Source organism: Brucella sp. NBRC 14130 (assembly GCF_040371715.1).
In the GTDB taxonomy this organism is placed as follows: Bacteria; Pseudomonadota; Alphaproteobacteria; order Rhizobiales; family Rhizobiaceae; genus Brucella; species Brucella intermedia.
Genome location: NZ_BAABTE010000004.1, coordinates 130,887 through 153,145 on the forward strand (window position 1 = coordinate 130,887; position 22,259 = coordinate 153,145).

Consider the following 22,259-nt stretch of genomic DNA (forward strand, 5'->3'; position numbering starts at 1 on the left):
CCCGTGTGCCTCAGCCGCCTGTAGCAATTTTTGCGAGCTGAGTCATGATGACTGCCGAGCCGTTGAGGCGCTTCTCCGGTGTTGCCCAGTCGCGGATGAAAACAATGCTCTGATCTGGCCTGATCTTGGCCATAGAACCCTGTTCCCCGATCATTTTCACAAGCCCGACCGGATTTGCAAAAGTGGCGTTGCGGAACTGGATGACCACGCCCTTCGGACCGGCGTCGAGCTTCTCGACATTCGCACGGCGGCAGAGCGCCTTGATGTAAACGATCTTGAGCAGATGCTGCACTTCTTCGGGCATCGGGCCGAAACGGTCGATAAGTTCTGCACCGAAAGCATCGATATCCTGCGGCTCTTCCAGATCGGCAAGGCGACGATAAAGACCGAGGCGGAGCTGAAGATCGGGCACATAGGCTTCAGGAATCATCACCGCCGTGCCGATCGCGATCTGCGGCGACCACTGGCTGTCTTCAACCTCGATTGTGCCCTTGAGTGTCGCCACGGCTTCTTCCAGCATTTGCTGATAGAGCTCGAAACCGACTTCCTTGATATGGCCGGACTGTTCCTCGCCGAGCAGATTGCCTGCCCCGCGAATATCCATGTCGTGGCTTGCAAGCTGGAAGCCCGCGCCCAGTGTGTCGAGCGACTGCAGCACCTTGAGGCGACGTTCCGCCATCTGCGTCAGCATCTTGCCCGCAGGGAGCGTGAACAGCGCGAAGGCGCGTTGCTTGGAGCGCCCGACACGACCCCGCAACTGGTAGAGCTGCGCCAGGCCGAACATATCGGCGCGATGCACGATCATCGTGTTGGCCGTCGGAATATCGAGGCCGGATTCCACGATGGTCGTGGACAGAAGCACATCATACTGGCCATCATAGAAGGCGTTCATGATGTCATCCAGCACGCCCGGCGCCATCTGGCCGTGGGCTACGGCGACTTTCAGCTCAGGCACATGGGTTTTCAAGAATTCTTCGATCTCGCCAAGATCGGAAATACGCGGGCAGACATAGAAGCTCTGGCCGCCGCGATAGCGTTCGCGCAACAGCGTTTCGCGAATGACGAGCGGATCGAACGGCGACACGAAGGTGCGCACTGCCATGCGATCGACCGGCGGCGTGGTGATGAGCGAGAGTTCGCGTACCCCCGTCAGCGCAAGCTGCAAGGTGCGCGGGATCGGCGTGGCGGACAATGTCAGCACATGCACGTCCGACTTCAGCTCTTTCAGCCGTTCCTTGTGCTTGACGCCGAAATGCTGCTCCTCGTCGATGATGAGCAGTCCGAGATTCTTGAACTTGATGGAGTTGCCGAGCAGCGCATGGGTGCCGACGACGATATCGACGGTTCCATCCTCCAGCCCCTTCTTGGCAGCCGCAAGCTCCTTCGTTCCCACGAGCCGCGATGCATGGGCAACATTGATGGGCAGACCGTGGAAACGTTTGGAGAAGGTCTTGAAATGCTGGCGTGACAGAAGCGTCGTCGGCACGACGACCGCAACCTGAACACCACTCATCGCCGCAATAAAGGCAGCGCGCAGCGCCACTTCCGTCTTGCCGAAACCGACATCGCCGCAAATCAGGCGATCCATCGGCTTGCCAGCAGCCAGATCGTCCGCGACGGATTCGATGGCCGTCAACTGATCGTCGGTCTCATCATACGGGAAGCGAGCCGCAAACTCGGCATAAAGACCATCTGGCGGCGTCATGACCGGCGCGCCGCGCATCTGGCGTTCGGCAGCGATCTGGATCAGATGACCGGCAATCTCAAGCAGGCGTTTCTTGAGCTTGGCCTTGCGCATCTGCCATGCGCCGCCGCCAAGCTTGTCGAGAACCGCATCCGAGCCCTCCGAACCATAGCGCGACAAAAGCTCGATATTTTCTACCGGCAGGAACAGCCGGTCGTCGCCTGCATAATGGATTTCAAGGCAGTCATGCGGCGCACCTGCCGCCGTGATCGTCTTGAGGCCAATGAAGCGACCGATACCGTGATCGACGTGGACGACAATGTCGCCAGCGCTGAGTGAGGCAACTTCCGAGATAAAGTCCTGATCCCGCTTGCGGCGCTTGGAGCGGCGGACGAGGCGGTCGCCCAGAATATCCTGCTCGGCCACGATGACGAGATCGCCCGCATCGAAACCGCTCTCGACGGCCAGCACCGCCGCCGTCACCTTGTCGCGGGACAGCGCCTTGACGGTAGAAAGCCTGTCGACGGATTCGATCTTTTCCAGCCCATGTTCGTCGAGCACCTGCAAAAGACGGTCGAGCGAGCCTTCGGTCCAGGCAGCAACCAGCACCTTCTTGCCCGACGCCCGCAGTTCGGCAATATGCTTCACCACCGCCTCGAACAGGTTCACGTCGGTGGCGGCGCGCTCCTCGGCAAAGCTGCGGCCCTTATGCACATCGGCATGAACAATCGTCCGACCCGTAACTTCCGGCGCACCGAACGGCGTCAGGTCGATGCGCATGCCCCCGGTTTCCGCGTGCTTCTCGACCTCTGATGGCGTGAGATAAAGCGTTTCCGGCTTCACCGGCTTGTAAGGCACGGCGTCACTGCCCGGTTCCTTGCCTTCAGCCTGCCTCAGCCGCGCCTCGTAATGATCGACAACCATGGTGTGGCGTTCGGTCAGCGCCTCATGGACAAGATGGTCGAAAACCACCGGCATATCGCCCGCATGATCGAATACGGTGTCGAGCCTGTCATAGAATAGCGGCAGCCAGTGTTCCATCCCGGCAAAGCGGCGGCCTTCGCTGATAGCCTGATAGAGGGCGTCATCGCGCTGCGGCGCACCGAACATCGCGACGTAATTCTTGCGGAAACGGCTGATCATGTCAGGCGAGAGCGTAATTTCGCTCATCGGCTGAAGCACGAATTCCTTCCGCGTGCCGGTGGTGCGCTGCGAGGCTGGATCGAAAGCGCGAATCGTCTCCAGCGTATCCCCGAAGAAATCGAGCCTGAGCGGTTCTTCCGCGCCTGGCGCATATAGATCGAGAATACCGCCGCGCACCGCAAATTCGCCGATGTCGCGCACGGTGGAAACGCGCTCGAAACCGTTGCGCTCCAGCCGGGATGCCAGATCGTTCATATCCAGCTGGTTGCCGGGACGCGCAGAAATCACCTGTTCGGCAATCGCAGCCTGTGGCGGCAGTTTTTGCAGCACGGCATTGGCTGTGGTCAGAATGATTGCCGGATGCGGCGCTTTCCTGAGCGCGGCCAGGGCGCCAAGCGCAGTGAGCCTGCGCGCGGCGGCGTCCGCTCCCGGCGACACGCGATCATAGGGCAGACAATCCCAGGCAGGCAGATGCAGTACCGGCATGTCCGGCGCCACGAAACTCAAGACCTGTTCCAGATCCGCAATGCGCTGCCCGTCGCGCACGATATACATGATCGGCCCGCGTTCGCCGATCTCTTCCACCAGACGGATAAGACAGAACGCCTCATAACCGTCGGCGACGCCGTCGATCACGATATGACGATTTGCCCCGGATGCGCTGGAGGACTTGAGACCTAGTTTGCTGAAAACGGGCATGGGAACCTTGAACTCAGAATTCTATGCGGTCGCGGAAGGCGACAATATCGCGAAACAGCGGCGTGTCGTAGTCTGCAGGGATCGGGCTTTCGCCGGTCACCCATTTGAGAAGATCGCGGTCGAGCACTTCGAGAATATGCTCGAACTCCTCAAGCTGCGGATCGGTGAAGCCGACAATATACTCATCCGCATATTGTCCAAGGATCAGATCCATCTCGCGCATACCGCGATGCCACGCGCGAAACAGAAGCTTGCGGCGCCGTACATCCAGATTTTCCGTCGCCAATGTGCTGCCAGTCATCCTTGGTAAGCTCCAGTCAGTTCCAAATTGCTGCTGGTATATAGCATCTGCGCCGCAAACGGGAACCCGTTTATCCAACAGGAACAAAAAGAGCACAGAAAGATTGCACGCCGCCCTTGCACGGCAGCCAGAAGCAGTTAATGCTCCCGCCATGCGTCCATCCGTTCTCGACCCTTTTTTCGCCTCCGTTCGTTCGCTTTCAGGCATTGGCCCGAAGGTCGCCGCCCTGCTTGGCAAACTGCTCGGCACCGACATACCGGGCGCGGAGCCGAAAGTCGGCCAGCTTCTGTTTCTGGCGCCGCATAGCGTGATCGACCGGCGAAACCGCCCCGGCATCGTCAACGCGCCAGAGGGCGCAATCGTCACGCTGGAAGTAACGGTAGACCAGCACCAGCCAGCGCCGCCCGGACGCGGCAATGTTCCGCACCGCGTCTTCGCGCATGACGATACCGGCGAAATCGCGCTGACCTTCTTCCATGCACAATTGCCATGGTTGCAAAAAATGCTGCCCGAAGGCGAGACCGTCATCGTGTCTGGGAAGGTGGAATGGTTCAACGGCCGCGCCTCCATGGTCCATCCGGACTACATTGCGAGCCTTGAAGATGCGGCCAATCTGCCGATGGTCGAGCCGGTTTACCCGCTAACGGCTGGCCTGTCGCCCAAGACGCTGGCGCGCGCCGTCAAGGAAGCACTGACGCGTGTTCCAACAATGCCGGAATGGGTCGACGCTCCCCTGCTGGCGCGGGAGCGCTTTACCAGTTTTCAGCAATCGCTCAATACGCTTCATCTGCCGGAAGACCCCTCCGATATTGCGCTTGAAAGTATTTCGCGACGCAGGCTCGCCTATGACGAGTTTCTCGCCGGACAATTGGCGCTCGCCCTTGTTCGCGCCAAGACCCGACGTCTTTCCGGTCGCCCATTGGAAGGAACAGGACGCATCGTCGCCGAAATCATGCGCCACCTGCCCTATCGCTTGACGAAGGGGCAGGATCAGGCCGTTCGCGAGATCATCACAGACCTCAAATCGCCTGAACGCATGTTGCGGCTTTTGCAGGGTGATGTCGGCTCGGGCAAGACGGTGGTGGGGCTGCTTTCCATGGCGCATGCCGCTGAATCCGGTGGTCAATCCGCGCTGATGGCGCCAACGGAAGTTCTCGCCCGCCAGCATTTTGCGACCATTGCGCCGCTTGCGGAGAAAGCGGGATTGAAGGCCGCGCTCCTGACCGGTCGTGAAAAAGGACGCGACCGGAATGCAGTGCTTGAAGGATTGAAAAGCGGCGAGATCGATATTGTGATCGGTACGCACGCGCTTTTTCAGGAAAAGGTCGAGTACCACGACCTCGTCTTGGTCATCATTGATGAACAGCATCGCTTCGGCGTGCATCAGCGCCTGATGCTGACGGCCAAGGGTTCAGCACCGGATATGCTGGTCATGACGGCGACACCCATTCCGCGCACCCTTGTGCTTACCGCCTTTGGCGATATGGACGTTTCGAAACTGATTGAGAAGCCAGCCGGACGCCAGCCAATCACAACGGCTATCGTGCCGATGGAGCGCATGGGCGAACTTGTCGAGCGGATCCGAAAGGCTGTCGGAGAAGGACAGAAAATTTACTGGATCTGCCCGCTGGTCGAAGAATCCGAAGTTGTTGAACTGACATCAGCGGAAGAACGCTTTGAAAGCCTCAAACCCGTCTTTGGAGAGCGTATCGGCCTTATCCATGGCCGCATGAACGGTGCTGAAAAAGACGAGGCCATGCGGGCATTCAAGCAGGGCGAAACCCGTATTCTGGTTGCCACCACAGTGATCGAAGTCGGGGTGGATGTGCCCGACGCCACGATCATCGTCATCGAGCATGCAGAACGGTTCGGTCTGTCGCAATTGCACCAGTTGCGCGGGCGTGTGGGGCGCGGCGACAAACCTTCAACCTGCCTGCTGCTTTACAAGGGGCCGCTCGGTGAAATCGCGCAAGCCCGGCTGAAAGTGATGCGTGAGACGGAAGACGGTTTTCGCATCGCCGAGGAAGACTTGAAACTGCGTGGCGAAGGTGAACTGCTTGGCACGCGGCAATCCGGAACGCCGGGTTTCCGTCTGGCTTCCATCGAAGCGCATGGCGATCTTCTGGAAATCGCCCGCAAGGATGCGCGTTACATTCTGACCAGCGATCCCGATCTGGAATCCGAACGCGGACAGGCGCTGCGGATATTGCTCTATCTCTTTGGGCGTGACGAAGCGATCAGGCTTTTGCGGGCGGGATAATAATCTCGCTCCTCCCTATCCTGAGGTACGGAGCGAAGCGATGCCCCACCCTTCGAGACGGCACTGAGCACCTCCTCAGGATGAGGCATTGGGGAGTGAAATCACCTTCAACGCTTTATAAAAGCCGTAACAGCTGCTTTTCCCGATTACTCGACAGTCACCGACTTTGCCAGATTGCGCGGCTGGTCGACATCGGTGCCCATCAGAACAGCGGTGTGATAGGCCAGCATCTGGATCGGCAGCGCATAGACAAGCGGCGTGATGAATTCCGGAACGTCCGGCAGAACGATGGTTGCCATCGTGTCGATGCTGGCAGCTTCTGCGCCTTTTTTGTCGGTGATGAGAATGATCCGACCGCCGCGCGCTGCCACTTCCTGCATGTTGGAAACGGTCTTCTCATAAAGACGATCCGATGGCGCGATGACAATTACCGGCATGGTTTCATCGATCAGCGCAATCGGGCCGTGCTTCAACTCACCGGCAGCGTAGCCTTCGGCGTGGATATAGGAAATTTCCTTGAGCTTCAGCGCGCCTTCCATGGCAAGCGGGAAGGATGTGCCGCGACCGAGATAAAGCACATGATTGACCTTGGCCAGTTCATGGCAAACTGCGGCGATCTGCTCTTCCAGCTTCAGAACCTGATTGATGAAACGCGGCGCTTCGGAAAGCTGGCGCACCAGTTCCTGTTCGCGCTTGTCATCGATTGCGCCACGCGATTTCGCAGCCGCGATAACAAGCGAGGCCATGGCCGACAACTGGCAGGTAAAGGCCTTGGTCGAGGCGACCCCGATTTCCGGTCCGGCAAGCGTCGGGAAAACGGCATCGGATTCACGCGCAATGGTCGAGCCCGTCACGTTGACGACAGCGGCGATCTTTAGCCCCTGCGATTTGCAGTAGCGCAGCGATGCCAGCGTGTCAGCCGTTTCGCCGGACTGCGATACGAACATCGCCAGCGAATCCTTCGAAAGCGGCATTTCGCGATAACGGAATTCAGACGCGATATCGCTATCGACCGGCAGGCGCGCAATCTGCTCGAACCAGTATTTGCCGACGGACGCAGCATAATAAGCCGTGCCGCAGGCAGATATCGTCAGGCGGTCGATCTTGCTGAAATCGATGCCGATTGCTTCCTGACGCACCTTGCCCGTCGTGAAGTCGAGATAGTTGGCAAGCGTGTGAGAGATCACTTCCGGCTGCTCGAACATCTCTTTCTGCATGAAGTGACGATGATTGCCCTTGGAGACGAGCATGTTAGCCGTCTGCGTCTTTTGGATCGGGCGCTCAACTTCACTGTTGTTCTCGTCGTAAACGGTCACACCCTTGCGCGTCAGAACGGCCCAATCGCCATCTTCGAGATAGGCGATGGTATCCGTGAAAGGCGAAAGGGCGATGGCATCCGAACCGAGGAACATTTCACCTTCGCCATAACCGACGGCAAGCGGCGGCCCCTGGCGAGCGCCGATCAAAAGCTCTTCGTCGCCCTCGAAAAGGAAAGCAAGCGCGAAAGCGCCATGCAGCATCGGCAGGCTGTCGCGGACAGCCTCTACCGCAGACTTGCCCTTTGCCAGTTCGCGGGTCACCAGATGCGCGACAGCTTCGGTGTCGGTTTCGGTCTGGAACTTGTAGCCTTCCGCCTCAAGCATGGCGCGAAGCTCGGCGAAATTCTCGATGATGCCGTTATGAACGACCGCCAGGCGCTCGGTAATGTGCGGATGGGCGTTACGCTCCACCGGCTTGCCGTGCGTCGCCCAGCGGGTATGGCCAATACCGATGACACCAGGGAGCGGTTCTCCAGCCAGTCGCTTTTCCAGATTGACCAGCTTGCCTTCGGCACGGCGGCGATCGAGCTTGCCGTTCTGCAAGGTGGCGATACCGGCAGAATCGTAGCCGCGATATTCAAGCCGCTTCAGTGCATCCACGAGAAGCGGAGCGACTTCGTTATTTCCGATAATCCCGATAATTCCACACATGGGCTGCTCCAGATCCGACGTTGAGACGTAATGTTTCGCGGTTTAAAGATTCTAACGCAGAACGGCAACCCAAGGGATTGCCGCTCACTTAAGCTATTGGACGATTTATTTCGCCGCGACTTTAGCCGCTTTGATGGCGGCATACTTCTCTCGCAGGATTTTCCCCCGACCTTCCTTCGTTTCCTGCCGGGCACGACCGAAGGCCAGCGCATCGGCAGGAACATTGTCAGTGATCGTGCTGCCCGATGCGATATAGGCATTGTCGCCGATTTCTACCGGCGCAACCAGCGAACTGTTCGACCCGATGAACGCGTTTTCGCCGATCACCGTCTTGTACTTGTTGTAGCCGTCGTAATTGCAGGTGATCGTGCCTGCACCGATGTTGCTCGATGCGCCGACTATCGCGTCGCCGATATAGGTCAGGTGATTGATTTTCGCGCCTTTATGCACGGTGGCATTCTTCACTTCGCAGAAATTGCCGACCTTGGTCTTTTCTCCCAGATTTGCACCGGGGCGCAGGCGGGCAAACGGCCCGATCTCTGCCTTGGGGCCGACCTCCGCACCTTCCAGATGCGAGAAGGAATGAATCAGGGCTCCCGACGCAACATGCACATGCGGGCCGAAGAATACATTCGGCTCGACAATAACGTCGGCCTCGATCAGCGTGTCATGCGAGAAGAACACCGTTTCGGGAGCAATAAGGGTCACGCCCGCAAGCATCATCTCGCGGCGCTTGCGCTGCTGCCAGATGGCTTCGGCTTCAGCCAGTTCGACACGATTGTTGATGCCGATGACATTATCGACCGGTACTTCGATGGCCGTCACATTCATGTCCTTGCTATGGGCGATGGCGACGATATCGGTCAGATAATATTCGCCCTTGGCGTTGTTATTATCGACGGCATCCAGAAGTGTCAGAGCATGTTGGCCACGGACAGCCATCAGCCCGCCATTGCAGAAACCGATCTGCTGCTGCGCTTCGCTTGCTTCCTTTTCCTCCACGATGGCGACAATCTTGTCACCCTCTTCGATCAGGCGGCCATAGCCGTGCGGATTCTCCGGGCGGAAACCGATAACGACAACGTCAGCGCCTGCGGCCAATCGCTCGCGGGCCTTTTGCAGGGATTGTGCCTCGATCAGCGGCGTATCACCAAAAACGATAAGCAGATCATCATAACCGCGTTCGATCGCCTCGCGCGCGGCCAGAACTGCATGCGCTGTACCGAGACGTTCCTTCTGCTCGAAGGCCGAGACAGGCCCCGCATTCTTTTCCACCGTCGCGCGCACTTCGTCGGCGCCACGCCCCACGACCAGCGCAACATCGCTTTTGCCGGTACCCTGAACGGCCTTGACCACGTGCGAGACCAGCGGCAATCCCGCCACCTGATGCAACACTTTGGGCAGGTTGGATTTCATGCGTGTGCCTTCGCCAGCAGCTAGCACGATGGAAAGGCAGGTACGGTCTGTCATTGTGTCGTCCAGAAAATTGAGATGATCTTCGCTCATAACATCAAAGCGTCTATGAAAACTTACGCGCCAGTCTTCAGGAAAAGACCTTCGATTTGTCCAAGTGCAGGAAAGGTTTCAAGCATCCAGTACGAGAATGATTGCATGCCGCCCGTCAGGAACAAAACCCCTGCTATTACCAGAAGCGCGCCCATCGCTTTCTCCACCTTGCCCAGATGCACCCGGAAACGCGAAAGAAACCGCATGAATGCGCCGGAAAAAAGGGCGGCGATCAAAAATGGAATGCCAAGGCCAAGCGAATAGGTTGCCAGCAACAGCGCACCCTCGCCCACTGTGCTGCTACCGCCCGCAAGCGTCAGGATCGGCCCAAGAACTGGCCCGATGCATGGCGTCCAGCCAAATGCAAATGCCAGCCCCATGACATAGGCTCCAAGCGGCGACGCGGGAGCGTTGCGGGCCTGAAAACGAGCTTCGCGAGACAGGAACGACAGGCGCAGGACGCCGAGGAAGTTCAATCCCATCAATATGATGACCACGCCCGCGACGATTGCAATTTCCTGCTGCCAGGCGCGCAGGAAGGCGCCAATCGAAGAGGCGCCAGCGCCAAGCGCCACAAAAACAGTCGTAAAACCGAGAACAAAGCAAATTGCGGCAAACGCCAGTGAACGGCGCGCCGAAGGCGCTGCTGCAACGGTTGTCGCGTTCTCTGCACGGAAATCCTCGACGCTCACGCCAGCCATATAGCACAGATAAGGCGGCACAAGCGGAAGAACGCAGGGTGACAGAAAAGACAACGCACCGGCTCCGGCAGCGGTCATGTATGAAATATCGAGCACCAAGACCTCTTTCAATTCATCAAATCACTTGCAGCCTGCCCCAACCGCAGGCTTATATAGACCAACTTCTGCTCTACTTTGAATATTTTCAATGCGGCATCTCGCTCGAACACAAGTTCGCCCTAAATCGAGATCATTGCGCAATTTATATATGTTGCTCCAACCGGACGATGTTCCTATGAGCCTTATTGATGATGACGAAGTGCCTTCCATGCCATCCGAAACGTCAGCAAGACATCATGGCTGGTTCACCCGCTACCAACATTTTCTGTTTCCGATAGCCGGTATCGCCATTGCGTTGCTTGCAATCTATGTGCTGGAGAATCTCCTCCAGCATACATCACGCACGGAAACGCTCGCCGCACTGCATAATATATCTTGGGCAACGCTTGCGCTGGCCGTGTTTTTCACGGTTTTGAGCTATGCCGCTGTCGCACTTTATGATGTCGTGGCCGTCGACACGATCGCGCCAAACCAGATTCCGCGCCGCCTTGCAGCCGTTGCAGGCGCCGCCGGCTACGCGATCTCCAACGCGCTCGGCTTTTCCCTGCTGACTGGCGGTGCCCTGCGTTATCGCATCTATGCCGCGGAGGGCGTGAGTCTTGCTGACATCGGCAAGATCGTCGGCACGTCATGGTTCGCGATCTGGTTCGCCCTGATCATAATGGTTGGCGCCGCGCTTCTCATCGATCCGCGGGATGTTCCCTGGCTCTCTGCCATCGATTCCCGCATCGATATCGTTGCCGGTATCGCTATTCTGGGCGGTATCGGCTGGTTGATCTACTGGCTGTCGCATGGGCAGCGCAGTTTCACGATAGGTTCATTCAGCCTGCGCCTGCCCAACTCGAAGGGAGCGCTGCTCCAGATATTTGCCGGGCTCGTGGATGTAGGCGCCGCAGCCGCTACGCTCTATGTCCTCATGCCCGCCGATGCTGTGCCGAGCTTCGCCGTTTTCTCACTCGTCTATGTGATCGCCATCGTGCTGGGCATTGCCAGCCATGCGCCCGGCGGCCTGGGCGCCTTTGAAGCGACAATCATTGCGGGCCTGGGCCTTGGCGGAAAACCGGATGCGATTGCGGCGCTTCTCGCCTACCGGCTTATCTATACGATTATGCCGCTTTTCGTGGCGACCGCAGGCATTCTCATATGGGAGATCATGCGCCGCCGCCATATGCTCGGCAAGCAGGCACGCTTCGCCAAACGGCTGGTCGAGCCACTCATCCCCGGCCTGTCTGCCAGCATCATCTTTCTGGGCGGGATCATGCTCCTCGTTTCCGGGGCCACGCCGGACCTTCGCTACCGCGTCGAAGTGCTCTCCGACATCGTTCCGGAATCCTTCATGGAAATGTCGCACCTCGCCGCCAGTCTGGTCGGCGTGGCGCTGCTCATCGTTGCTCGCGGTCTCTCAAAGAGGCTTGCGCGAGCATGGGTGGCTGCGCAAATCCTGCTTCTCTGCGGCGCTGCCTTTTCTCTGGCAAAAGGCCTCGACTGGGAAGAAGCCATTACTCTCTGCCTTTTCGCTTTCACACTGTGGGGTTTCCGGGATTCGTTCTATCGCCGCCCTATTTCGGGGCCGTTTGACCTGAGCTGGAACTGGATCGCAACCGTCGGTACAACTGTGCTCGTTTCCACATGGCTTGGATTTTTCGTTTATCGCCACGTGGAATATTCCAACACACTCTGGTGGGATTTCGCCTGGAACGGCAATGCCCCACGCTTCCTGCGGGCAACCGTGTTGGTCTTTGCCGTGGTCGCCGCAGTTGGCCTTTACTCCATCATCAACCGGAACGGTCATCGCAGGCGAAAGGTGGATTATTCAATACCCCCCGCCGTGCCCGCCCTCGTCGCCCAATGGCCGCACACGGATGCCGCCCTGGCGCTGCTTGGTGACAAGCAATTTCTTCTGGCCCCCGACAACAGCTCCTTCATCATGTATTCCCAGTCCGGAGGCAGTCTGATCGCGCTTGGCGAACCCATCGGTAATGAACAAACCGGCAAAGAGCTTGCATGGTCATTTCACGGGCTGGCCGACAAGCTCGCCCTCCGCACCGTATTCTACGGTGTTGGTCCGCAAAGCCTGCCCCTGTTTCTGGATATGGGCCTTGTCGCGCTGAAACTCGGTGAAGTCGCCCGCGTCGATCTCGCCGAATTCTCGCTGGAAGGACCGCGTCGCCAGCCGTTCCGCTATGCCGACAGAAAGATCGACAAGGATGGACTGACGTTTGAAATCATTCCGGCCGCTGATGTGCCTCCGCTCATCCCACGCCTGCAGGAGATTTCGGATGCCTGGCTGGATTTCAAGTCGGGCAGCGAGAAAGGGTTCTCGCTCGGATATTTCGATGAAGAATATATGAAACGCTTTGACGTTGCAGTGCTGAAACGCGACGGAAAAATCGTGGCTTTTGCCAACATATGGCGCGGCGCGGACAAATATGAAATCACTGTCGACCTCATGCGCTACATGCCGAATGTGCACAAGCTCCTTATGGACGCGCTTTTCGCGAAGCTGCTGATGGCCGGCAAGGAAGAAGGCTACAAGTGGTTCAACCTGGGCGCCGCCCCGCTATCGGGCCTGAGCGGCAGCAGGCTGGCCTCCCGCTGGAACCGCTTCGGCTCGTTCATCTACAAGCGCGGCGCCGATCTCTATCACTTTGGCGGATTGAAAGCCTTCAAGGAAAAATTCGATCCTGTCTGGACGCCGCATTACATGGTTTGCCCGGGCGGCCTTGAGACGCCGCGCGCCCTTCTCGATGCCACAACCCTCATCAATGGCAGCCCACTGGAGTTCATCCGCAAATGACGAAAAGACGCGTTCTCTTTATTGTTCTCGGGTTGGCGTTGGTGGCAGCAGCAGGCGTGTACGGCACAATGCATACTGGTAAAATCGCGCGACTCTGGACAAAAGTCATAGATTCCGACGAGCCGGTTATCCATGCCAGTGCCGAAAGACTGTCCAACATCCCTGTCTATATGCCGGAGAACGATCCTGTCGGACTTGCCATCCTGCTGAGTGATGACGGCGGCACAGGCGACCGGGAAAAACAATTCATGAATGCCATGCTTGCCCGGAATATGATCGTTCTGCCGGTCGAGCTTGGTCCGTGGCGCGCGGCGCTCGATAAGGAGGACGGCGAGTGCAACTATCTGGACTCCGATTTCGAAGCCATCGCCAAGGAAGCCTTGCGCGGGCTGGACCTCGGTGTCTATTTTCACCCCGTCCTGACGGGTGTCGGACAAGGCGCGACCATCGCTTATGCGGCGGCCTCGGATTCGCCGGATGCAACGATTGCAGGCGCTGTCGCGCTTGATCCGGTTCCTGCCAGGACCCGCCTTCCTTCTTGCACGGAAAAAGCCGCAGCAACCAAGGCCCCGGATGGAGGCTTCACCTATGGGTTCAATGTGGCAATTCCGGCCCCTGCCCTGGTGATCGGGCCGGCCGGATCACCGACGAATAATCCCGTTACTGCCCGGCAGGAAAATTTTGCCGTGCTTCAATCTGCTCCTGCATTTCCGGCAAGACTCAAAATGGCTGTCGACAATGTCGTGGCCATGGCGGATCAGGATGCCAAGAACGAAGCCCTACCGATCGTCGACCTTCCTGCGAAGGACGGAAAGGCCGATATGGTCGTGGTCTTTTATTCCGGTGATGGTGGCTGGCGCGACCTCGACAAATCCATCGGCGAGTGGCTGCAGGCACACGGTGTCCACGTGATCGGTGTGGATTCGCTACGCTACTTCTGGTCCGAACGCACACCGGAGGAAATCGCCAACGACACGACGGCGATGATCAAAAAAGCTGATCCGACAAATAAATTGCCGGTAGCTGTTCTCAGCTATTCGTTTGGCGCTGATACATTTCCGTTTGCCTGGAAATACCTGCCTGCGGCCATACAGGACCGGACGAAAATGATCGGCCTTCTCGGGGCCGAAACGACGACCACATTCCAGGTTTCGATTGAGGGCTGGCTCGGAATGGATGGTGACAAGGACGTCATTCCGGCCATTTCGACAATCCCGCTCGACCGGGTCGTCTGTGTCTATGGACAGGAAGAAGAGGATACCGCCTGCACTGCTCCGGAACTGAAGGGCATGGAAGTCATGAAACTGGCTGGCGGCCACCATTTCGATGAAAATTATGAGCCGATTGCTGCCAGCCTTTTGGAAAAGATGCGCAGCCGTGCCGGATTGCCGCCGCGACCAGCCAGTTGATAGGCCGCCGACAGGTCATCGCCAGAGATCAGGTGTAAAAAATCGCCCAACCGCAAATTGGGGATCAAACGGTAACATCTAAGTATTGAATGTGTTGGTGAGCGCGCAGGGATTCGAACCCTGGACCTACTGATTAAAAGTGGCTTCCGCTCATACAATTTAGAACATCATGAACGCTATGAAACATCGGAAGTCCCTGCAAAACATGGGGATTTCTGTTCTATAGTGTCCAATGGCGTATCAGCGAGTTTTGACATTTCCGTACCCATACGGTACCCAAATGGAAATCAGAAGATTTTCATCAGTAGGTTCAATATGGCAAAGGTGCGTCTGACTACTCGCTTCATCGATACGGTCAAAGTCGATGTTCGGACGGACTATCACGACACGCTTGTTCAAGGCCTGACCTTGCGTGTAGCACCGACAGGTACCAAGACGTGGAACCTCCTCTATACCCGCGACAGCGACAGCACCAAGCAGCGCGTGAAGCTTGGCCGCTATCCAGCCATCGACCTTGAAAGCGCCCGTGGGAAGGCACTGAAAGCCATGAGCGGCGTTTCTGAAGGTGAAGACCCTGCCGAGCAGAAACGCGCTAGGCGGGGCGCTATGACGGTCGAGGAGCTAGGCGCGCTTTATATCGAGAAGTATGCCCAGCGGAATAAGAAGACGTGGAAGCAGGACGAGCAGCTTCTGAAGGCAGATGTCTACCCTGAAATCGGGCGCATGAAAGCCGAGGCAGTCAAGAAGCGCGATATTTTGGATATTGTTGAGGCTAAGGCCGAAGCGGGCAAAGGGGCGCAATCGAACAATCTGCTGGCAGTCATCCGAAAGATGTTCAATTGGGCAGTGGATGGTGACTATCTCGAAGCCTCGCCTGCATCTGGCATCAAACCGCGAGCGAAGCCCGTCAGGCGCGACCGAGTGCTTTCCGGTGAGGAGGTCAAGGCAATCCTAAAGGCGCTTCCTGACGCCGCTCTCAGCCCGCATACGGTGAGCATCATCCAGTTGCTGTTCCTGACCGGGCAACGCTCCGGCGAGGTGTGCGGGATCAAGCGCAGCGAAGTCGATCTTGATGGGAAGAAATGGACGATCCCAGGCAGCCGCACGAAGAACGGAAACACGCATGTTGTCCCTCTATCCGAACAGGCGCTGGCGATCCTTTCCAAAGCGGTAGCCGCCGCCGACAAGGACGAGGAAGACCCTGCCCTATTCAGCCGCGTCGATAATCCAATTGAAAGCAATGCCATCGCGCAAGCGGTTAGGCTGAAGCTTCAAGTCACTGGGGAGCGATGGACGCCTCACGACATACGCCGCACTGTTGCGACTGGAATGTCCAATCTTGGTGTCATGCCGCACATTGTTGAAGCCTGCCTGAACCATATCAGCGGTTTCAGGTCCGGTGTCGCTGGCGTCTATAACCGCGCAACGTATGAGCCGGAGAAGCGAGAAGCCTTGGAAAAGTGGGCAGATAGCTTGTCTGGAACACTCAACGAACCAACAGTGAACAAAATAGCACGTGATTAGTGTGGATAGCGCCCCTTAAAACGGGTTGCAACGTAGGGATCATGCCCCTTTTACGCTATATTGGAAGGCAGTTAATCGATTGCCGGAACGGTGAAGTCATGAGCAAATCTGTAAATAGCATCAAGACATTAATCAGCATTCGTGAAGTATGTTCTATCACCTCTTTCTCACGCTCCACGCTGTGGAAGAAAGTTAAGGAAGGTGCGTTCCCTAAGCCGATCTCGCTGAGCGATGACGGTATTCGGAAAGCTTTTGTGTCCGATGAGGTTCAAGCGTGGATCGATGATCGTATTTCCCTTCGCGATCACAAGGACGCAGCATGAGCGAGTTCGTCACCAATGATGGTGAAGTACTCGACTATGCCACGGCGAAGGCCAAGGCAAAGTCCAGCATTGCCACCTTCAAATTTGAACTTTTGGAAACTGTCCGAGGTGATCCCCGCTTGAGAAGCGCGCCTTGTGAAGCAGTTGTCGGCGTTCTGATCAGTTTTCTTTCTGTAGATGAACACACCCTGAAGCCTACGCTCGTTTACGCGTCAAACATCACGATACTGGCGCGCACGACAATCAAGACGAAGGCTACGGTCATCAAAGCGCGGAAGCTGCTTGAGGAACATGGATACCTCGTCAAGAAATCTTGCACGGCAAGCGGTTGCGATCTCTACCAAGTTCACAACCCTCACTATGAATACGTGCAGATGCACATGCGCGAGAAAGCAGAGAAGCTGAAAAGTGATGCTGCTGCTGCGCGTGAAGAAGAAAGACGTAGGAAGGCCAAAAAGCTAATAGGGGGTACAGAATTTGAACCCACGGAAAACCATGAAGGGTTCAATAATTGTACCCACAAGGGTGCAGAAAATATACCCAATATCGTAGAGCACTACCGTGGAAAGGCTAGCATAGAAGAGGAGCAATTCCTTTCTGCCTATGGAGAGGAGGACAATCAGTGTCAGCCTTTACCTGTTCCGGCCTCGCAGGAAGAACTTGAACACATGATGACGGAAATTTGCTCCGGCGTCTCAATATCTCCAGCGGTCACATCGTATTTGAGGCGAATGCTTCTGGCCGGTGAGCTAACGCCGGAGATCATCACTCAGCAACGGGCCTTCGCGGAAAGGCATGCAGCATGAAGCAGCTTGACCTATTTGAATGGGCTTCAGCGAGACCCACCGCGCAAATCATCAACTGGATACCGCACCTCGCCAAGAGAATGTGGGAAGAGCGGAATATTCCTATCCAACCGCAGCAGGCAACCGTCATGGATTTTCGGGCCACGATCTATCAGCCCGGAGAGAGGAAACGGGCATGACCGATCAGAAGAACCCGCGAGTTATCGAGGCTGCTACCTGGCTGGCGACCACGCCCGACCATCTGAAGCCGCATCCGGTTATCCAAGAACTGCGGCAGCGGTTTGCACTGACGGCGCTCGAAGCCAGTCTGGCGGCAACTGAGGCCCGTTTAATTCGTGCGAGGTCGAATTAATGGAAACGGCAATCGAGACATTGAGCGAGCAGCAGATTGAGCTTCTTGGTATCATGGGCAAAGACATGGCGAAGACGATCATGCAGACGGCAATTCTGCACGACGCCACTGACCCGATAGCGCTCGACATGGTTGTGCAACATTCGGTGAGCAATGCCTATGAAAGTCTGATCGCAGGAGGAGCAACAGAGCTTTACGCGACACTCGCCAGCCGAGTGCTTTATCAAGTCATTCGTCAGGAGTGTTTAGCCATTTCCAACGCCACGGTACGGAAAGGAGGCCATGCTTGAATAGCGCCCAGCAACCAGTCCACGCCAAACGCTCCTCGCTCGCTACAGAAAGCTTGTGGGGCGCATCCGAGATTGCCCGTTTTATGGGTGTCAGCACCGACTACGTGCGCAAGATAACGAAGTCCAAGTCATGCCCGATAAGAATGGTTGAGGGGCGACATTTCTGCACCAAGACTGAAATTGTGGTTTGGCTTGGCATCCAAAACACGTAAGTATCTGTATTTACCTGCATTTAACTGATTTTAGGGTAATGGCTTTAATCGCCGTTACCCTCCATCTTCCGGGGCATGAAGATATGGCCCTTTTCCAAATCAGCACCCCTTGAGCAGCGCGACCAACCGCTGACCGATCCCGAAGGCGTTCTCGCCGCGCTGTGGTCCGGTGTCTCTTCCGGCTCATTTGCCGTGTCCGGTGCTGAAGCTCTCCGCGTCCCTGCCGTAGCATCTGCCATTCGCGTTATCAGCGAAGCCGCCGCTTCTCTTGATGTCACCATCATGGAGCGCCGGGAGGATGGCACCGAACAGAAGGCAGAGGATCACCCGGCGCTCGCCTTGCTGCGCGGTGATGCCAATCCGTGGACATCTGGCTTTGAGCTAATTCGTGATCTGGTAGCCGATGCCCTGACACGTGACTGGGGCGGGATCGCATGGGTGAACCGTGTAGGCGAGGAAGTCCGCGAGATCATCCGCTATCAGCCATCGGCCATTTCCGTAGCCTATGACCCGAAGACAGGGGAACCTTCCTACAGTCTGGACGGGAAGCCAGTTCCGGCCCGCGACATTATTCAGGTTCGCGGCACCTTCGACAAATGCCCTCTCAACCTTGCAGCGGACGCCATCGGCGCAGCGCGTGAGATGGAGAAACATGCGGGCAATCTCTTCAAGAATGGCGCTCGCCCCGGCGGCGTGATCGAGAACGAAAAAAACATCGGTGACGAAGGCGCGAAGAAGATGCTCCTCGCATGGCGAAAAGCCATGGAAGGAGCGGCAAATGCTGGCAAGACCGCGGTTCTTTGGGATGGCGCGAAGTGGAAGGCAATAACGCTGAATAGCGTTGATGCCCAGTTCCTTGAGCTTCGCAAGTTCCAGATTAGTGAAATAGCCCGCGCCTTCCGTGTCCCGCCTTCGATGCTATTCGAGCTTGATCGGGCCACTTGGAGCAATTCCGAACAGATGGGCCGCGAGTTCCTGACCTACTGCCTTGAGCCGTGGCTGAAGGCCCTTGAGGTTGGTCTTGGCCGTGCCTTGCTCACCAAGGACGAGCGCAAGCGCTATCGCATTGCCTTCGACCGCGACGACCTCACCCGCGCCGATCTGACAGCCCGCGCAACGGCCATTTCCAGCCTGATTAGCGCCAAGGTGCTCAACCCGAACGAAGCGCGCCAGTGGCTCGATATGGAGCCATATGCGGGCGGCAACGAATTCGGCAATCCGCACATCAATCCGAACGCTCCCGGCATCGGCCCAAACGCCGCCCCAGAGCTTGATCCAGCCGAGGAGGAATAATGGATCGCCTAGACCTATCCACCCGATTTGAAGCCTCTGGCGATGAAGGCGTCTTCACCGGCTATGCTGCGATCTGGGACGAACCGAACGCGCACAAGGAAACCGTGCAGCGTGGCGCATTCCGTCGCTCGCTTCAGGAGCATGTTCGGGCCGGTACCAAGCCGCTCATGCTGTGGAGCCATAACCAGTCCGAAATCATCGGCGTGTGGACCGAAATTCGCGAGGATGACAAGGGCCTGTCTGTGACCGGCAAGATTGTCACCACGACGACGCGGGGCAAAGAGGCGTTCGACCTTCTGAAAGCCGGTGCGCTCAATGGCCTGTCCATTGGCTTCCGTTCCCGCGCAGACAAGCGGGCGGCGAATGGCCTTCGCGTCCTTACCGACATCGATCTGGCCGAAATCTCCATCGTCGGGCTGCCCAGCGCGGGCCGTGCCCGGATCACCTCTGTTCGAAGCTCTGGCCGCTCATCCGAGAGCGCAGCGGCCTTCATTGATGCATGCCGGAAGGCGAAATGCGCTCTCGTAGACAAGAGGAAAAACCCATGAAGCATTTTATGCCTCTCGAAACTCGTTCCGAGGGTGACGACCCGCTTGCAGTCGCAACGCAAGCCGTTGAAGACCTTCGCAACGGTTTCACCGAGTTCCGCACCGCAGCAGAAACCCAGCTCGCCGGTATCGATGAGCTGCGCAATCAGGTGACGGAACTTGAAACCCGCATGAACCGCCCCACCGGTGGCAATGGCGGCAATCAGGACATCAGCCTTGAGCGCCGAGCATTCGCAAACTTCCTTCGCCTTGGCGACAACCGCATGGAAGCGGAAGAAGTGCGTGCCCTGATCGTCGGTGACGATACCAAGGGTGGATATCTCGCACCGGCTGAATTTCAGGCCGAGGTGATTAAGGGTATCGTGGAAATCTCCCCGATCCGTCAGGCCGTCCGCGTTGGCTCGACCGGCGCAGGCGAAGTCATCCTGCCGAAGCTGACAGGCCGTCCGACCGCCTCTTGGGTAGGTGAAGACGAGGAACGCGACGAAACGACCATGACCTATGGTCAGATCGAAATCCCGGTTCACGAGCTTGCCTGCTTCATCGACGTATCGCTTCGTCTTCTCGAAGACAGCGCCATCAACGTTGAAAGCGAAATCTCCACGGAACTGTCGCAGGAGTTCGCCGTCAAGGAAAATGCCGCGTTCTCCGATGGTAACGGCGTCAAGAAGCCTCTGGGCATCCAGCAGGCCGCAGGCGTTGCCGAGATCGTCAACGGCCACGCGACCAACATCAGCGCCGATCAGTTGATTGCGCTGATGTACTCCATGCCAGCCGCGTACCGGAATAACGGTTCTTGGCTCATGAACGGCACCACGCTGGGCAAGGTCCGCATCCTGAAGGATGGCAACGGAAATTACCTCTGGCAGCCGTCCTATCAGGCAGGTCAGCCATCGACGCTTCTGGGCCGTCCGGTCATTGAAGACCCGACCATGCCAGATGCAGCAAACGGCACGTTCCCGATCTTCTACGGCGATTTCAACAAGGCGTACCGCGTCTATGACCGCGTGGGCATGTCGATCCTTCGCGATCCGTACACCCAGGCAACGAAGGGCATGGTCCGTTTCCACGCTCGCCGTCGTGTCGGTGGAGCACCAACCCTCACCGAAGCTCTTCGCAAGCTGAAGATGGCAACCGCGTAAGGAGGAAGCCAATGCGTGATATTGCTCACAACATCCGAGTAGTGCAGGCCGTAGCGCCTGCCGTACTCGCGGCCACCACGAATAGCGCCGCTCTTGACCTGATCGGGTTTGAAAGCGCTGCATTCGTCATCAACACGGGCGAAATTGCTGGTGATGGCGTCTTCTCTGCCAAGGTGCAGGAAAGCGACCAGACCACGGCAGGATCGTTTACCGATGTAGACCCGGATCACCTACACGGTGCATTCCCGGCTACCCTGCCAGCCAATGGCACGGCCAAGATCGGTTATCGTGGCTTCAAGCGCTATGTGCGCCTTGTCCTCACCAAAGCCAGTGGCACGTCTATTGCTGCCGGTGCGGTGCTGATCAAGGGCAACGCAGCAGAGAAGCCGGTGGCCTAACATGCCGGTGCGCGCTCCCTCTGTCTGTGGCTACTGTGGCAAGGCCCATCGTTCCGGTGAAGCATGTGCTGCAATGGTCGCAATGCAGAAGGAGCGCAAAGCCCGCTTCGACAAGACCCGCCCATCTGCTCGCCAGCGTGGATATACCGCCGAATGGGAGAAGGCCCGCAAGGAATACCTCGCAGCCAACCCAGTGTGCATCCGTTGTGGTGCGCCCGCTGCGCTTGTGGATCACATCACCGCTCATAAGGGCAACATGGCCTTGTTCTGGAACCGCGCCAACTGGCAGCCGATGTGCACACCTTGCCATTCGGTATCAAAGCAGGCCGAGGAACGCCGCAGCATCCAGAAAGGCCCTTTCGAGGCATCGAAACCGGGGGGTGATCCTGAACTTTCCGCCTCGGCTGGGGACCGGCGCGGGCAGGCACTTACGAAAAAATTCCGAATTAGCTCTCGTTTTAATGAACGCTGAGAGAGGTATTGTTCAATGATTGTTGACCTCGAATTGATGAAGGCCCAACTCGGAATAACCGAGGACATGGGAACCATTGACGATGCTCTCATCAACCATGCGATTGAGGCCGCGCAGGATCATATCGAGCGGCTTCTTGGCTTCAAGATCGAGGAGATTTACGGCGGCACCGATCAGCAGCCTATTCCGGCCTCTCTGAAGCAAGCTGTCCTGCTCACCGCTGCAAGCTGGTACGAGAACCGCGAAGGCGTTCTGGTAGGCGTTTCCGGTCAAGAGTTGCCGTTCGGTGTCTGGCCCATCGTGAACGAATACCGCGAATGGAGCTTCTGA

The 22,259-nt window shown here is 57.4% G+C and carries 20 protein-coding genes; 15 read left to right on the forward strand and 5 right to left on the reverse strand.

Translation table 11 applies throughout. The annotated features are described in order from the left end of the window. Positions 1–10 precede the first annotated feature (10 nt). Positions 11–3,526, reverse strand: coding sequence for a transcription-repair coupling factor (gene mfd, locus ABWW28_RS09270; protein ID WP_176587736.1), 3,516 nt, complete (start codon positions 3,524–3,526; stop codon positions 11–13). Positions 3,527–3,539: 13 nt separating this feature from the next. Next, positions 3,540–3,827: an FAD assembly factor SdhE gene (locus ABWW28_RS09275; RefSeq protein WP_100649974.1), complete on the reverse strand. Its 288-nt coding sequence runs from the start codon at positions 3,825–3,827 to the stop codon at positions 3,540–3,542. A gap of 151 nt (positions 3,828–3,978) precedes the next feature. Between ABWW28_RS09275 and recG the strand changes: the two genes are divergently transcribed. After that, a complete protein-coding gene (gene recG, locus ABWW28_RS09280; RefSeq protein ID WP_176587735.1) occupies positions 3,979–6,087 on the forward strand; it encodes an ATP-dependent DNA helicase RecG in 2,109 nt (702 codons plus the stop codon). 146 nt (positions 6,088–6,233) lie between these two features. On the opposite strand, the gene glmS is transcribed toward recG, so the two are convergent. From glmS to ABWW28_RS09295, 3 genes are all read right to left on the reverse strand, one after another. Next, positions 6,234–8,057 (reverse strand): glutamine--fructose-6-phosphate transaminase (isomerizing), encoded by a 1,824-nt coding sequence (glmS, locus tag ABWW28_RS09285; RefSeq protein ID WP_176587734.1) that lies wholly within the window; start codon positions 8,055–8,057, stop codon positions 6,234–6,236. Between the two features lie 105 nt (positions 8,058–8,162). Continuing rightward, positions 8,163–9,527 carry a bifunctional UDP-N-acetylglucosamine diphosphorylase/glucosamine-1-phosphate N-acetyltransferase GlmU gene (gene glmU / locus ABWW28_RS09290; protein ID WP_353390830.1) on the reverse strand — a complete coding sequence of 455 codons (1,365 nt, stop codon included), beginning with the start codon at positions 9,525–9,527 and terminating at the stop codon, positions 8,163–8,165. 59 nt (positions 9,528–9,586) lie between these two features. After that, on the reverse strand, positions 9,587–10,360 hold the full coding sequence (locus ABWW28_RS09295; RefSeq protein ID WP_176587732.1) for a cytochrome c biogenesis CcdA family protein: 774 nt from the start codon (positions 10,358–10,360) through the stop codon (positions 9,587–9,589). Positions 10,361–10,538: 178 nt separating this feature from the next. On the opposite strand from ABWW28_RS09295, the gene mprF reads away from it, so the two are divergent. From mprF to ABWW28_RS09365, 14 genes are all read left to right on the forward strand, one after another. Continuing rightward, positions 10,539–13,160: a bifunctional lysylphosphatidylglycerol flippase/synthetase MprF gene (gene mprF / locus ABWW28_RS09300; RefSeq protein WP_176587731.1), complete on the forward strand. Its 2,622-nt coding sequence runs from the start codon at positions 10,539–10,541 to the stop codon at positions 13,158–13,160. Further along, on the forward strand, positions 13,157–14,569 hold the full coding sequence (locus ABWW28_RS09305) for an AcvB/VirJ family lysyl-phosphatidylglycerol hydrolase (protein ID WP_176587730.1): 1,413 nt from the start codon (positions 13,157–13,159) through the stop codon (positions 14,567–14,569). The genes mprF and ABWW28_RS09305 overlap by 4 nt, the downstream gene beginning before the upstream one ends. A 225-nt stretch (positions 14,570–14,794) precedes the next feature. Continuing rightward, positions 14,795–16,093: a tyrosine-type recombinase/integrase gene (locus tag ABWW28_RS09310; RefSeq protein WP_353390832.1), complete on the forward strand. Its 1,299-nt coding sequence runs from the start codon at positions 14,795–14,797 to the stop codon at positions 16,091–16,093. A 98-nt stretch (positions 16,094–16,191) separates the two neighbouring features. Next, a complete protein-coding gene (locus ABWW28_RS09315; protein WP_353390834.1) occupies positions 16,192–16,416 on the forward strand; it encodes a helix-turn-helix transcriptional regulator in 225 nt (74 codons plus the stop codon). Then, the gene (locus tag ABWW28_RS09320) at positions 16,413–17,222 is read left to right on the forward strand and encodes a hypothetical protein (RefSeq protein WP_353390836.1); all 810 of its coding nucleotides are present in this window, start codon (positions 16,413–16,415) and stop codon (positions 17,220–17,222) included. The genes ABWW28_RS09315 and ABWW28_RS09320 overlap by 4 nt, the downstream gene beginning before the upstream one ends. After that, positions 17,219–17,401 (forward strand): hypothetical protein, encoded by a 183-nt coding sequence (locus ABWW28_RS09325; RefSeq protein ID WP_353390838.1) that lies wholly within the window; start codon positions 17,219–17,221, stop codon positions 17,399–17,401. The genes ABWW28_RS09320 and ABWW28_RS09325 overlap by 4 nt, the downstream gene beginning before the upstream one ends. Next, positions 17,398–17,574, forward strand: a complete 177-nt coding sequence (locus ABWW28_RS09330) for a hypothetical protein (protein WP_353390840.1) — start codon at positions 17,398–17,400, stop codon at positions 17,572–17,574. The genes ABWW28_RS09325 and ABWW28_RS09330 overlap by 4 nt, the downstream gene beginning before the upstream one ends. Then, positions 17,574–17,864: a hypothetical protein gene (locus tag ABWW28_RS09335; protein ID WP_353390842.1), complete on the forward strand. Its 291-nt coding sequence runs from the start codon at positions 17,574–17,576 to the stop codon at positions 17,862–17,864. Before ABWW28_RS09330 ends, ABWW28_RS09335 begins: the two co-directional genes overlap by 1 nt. Positions 17,865–18,151: 287 nt before the next feature. After that, complete coding sequence (locus ABWW28_RS09340; protein ID WP_353390843.1) at positions 18,152–19,369, forward strand: phage portal protein; 1,218 nt, start codon at positions 18,152–18,154, stop codon at positions 19,367–19,369. Next, positions 19,369–19,917, forward strand: a complete 549-nt coding sequence (locus tag ABWW28_RS09345; protein WP_182506493.1) for an HK97 family phage prohead protease — start codon at positions 19,369–19,371, stop codon at positions 19,915–19,917. Before ABWW28_RS09340 ends, ABWW28_RS09345 begins: the two co-directional genes overlap by 1 nt. Continuing rightward, positions 19,914–21,059: a phage major capsid protein gene (locus tag ABWW28_RS09350; protein WP_353390845.1), complete on the forward strand. Its 1,146-nt coding sequence runs from the start codon at positions 19,914–19,916 to the stop codon at positions 21,057–21,059. The genes ABWW28_RS09345 and ABWW28_RS09350 overlap by 4 nt, the downstream gene beginning before the upstream one ends. An 11-nt stretch (positions 21,060–21,070) precedes the next feature. Continuing rightward, positions 21,071–21,457 carry a hypothetical protein gene (locus ABWW28_RS09355; protein WP_353390847.1) on the forward strand — a complete coding sequence of 129 codons (387 nt, stop codon included), beginning with the start codon at positions 21,071–21,073 and terminating at the stop codon, positions 21,455–21,457. A gap of 82 nt (positions 21,458–21,539) precedes the next feature. Continuing rightward, positions 21,540–21,929, forward strand: coding sequence for an HNH endonuclease signature motif containing protein (locus tag ABWW28_RS09360; RefSeq protein WP_353390849.1), 390 nt, complete (start codon positions 21,540–21,542; stop codon positions 21,927–21,929). Between the two features lie 15 nt (positions 21,930–21,944). Beyond that, entirely contained in the window at positions 21,945–22,259 is a 315-nt protein-coding gene (locus ABWW28_RS09365) for a head-tail connector protein (protein ID WP_109367371.1), read from the forward strand.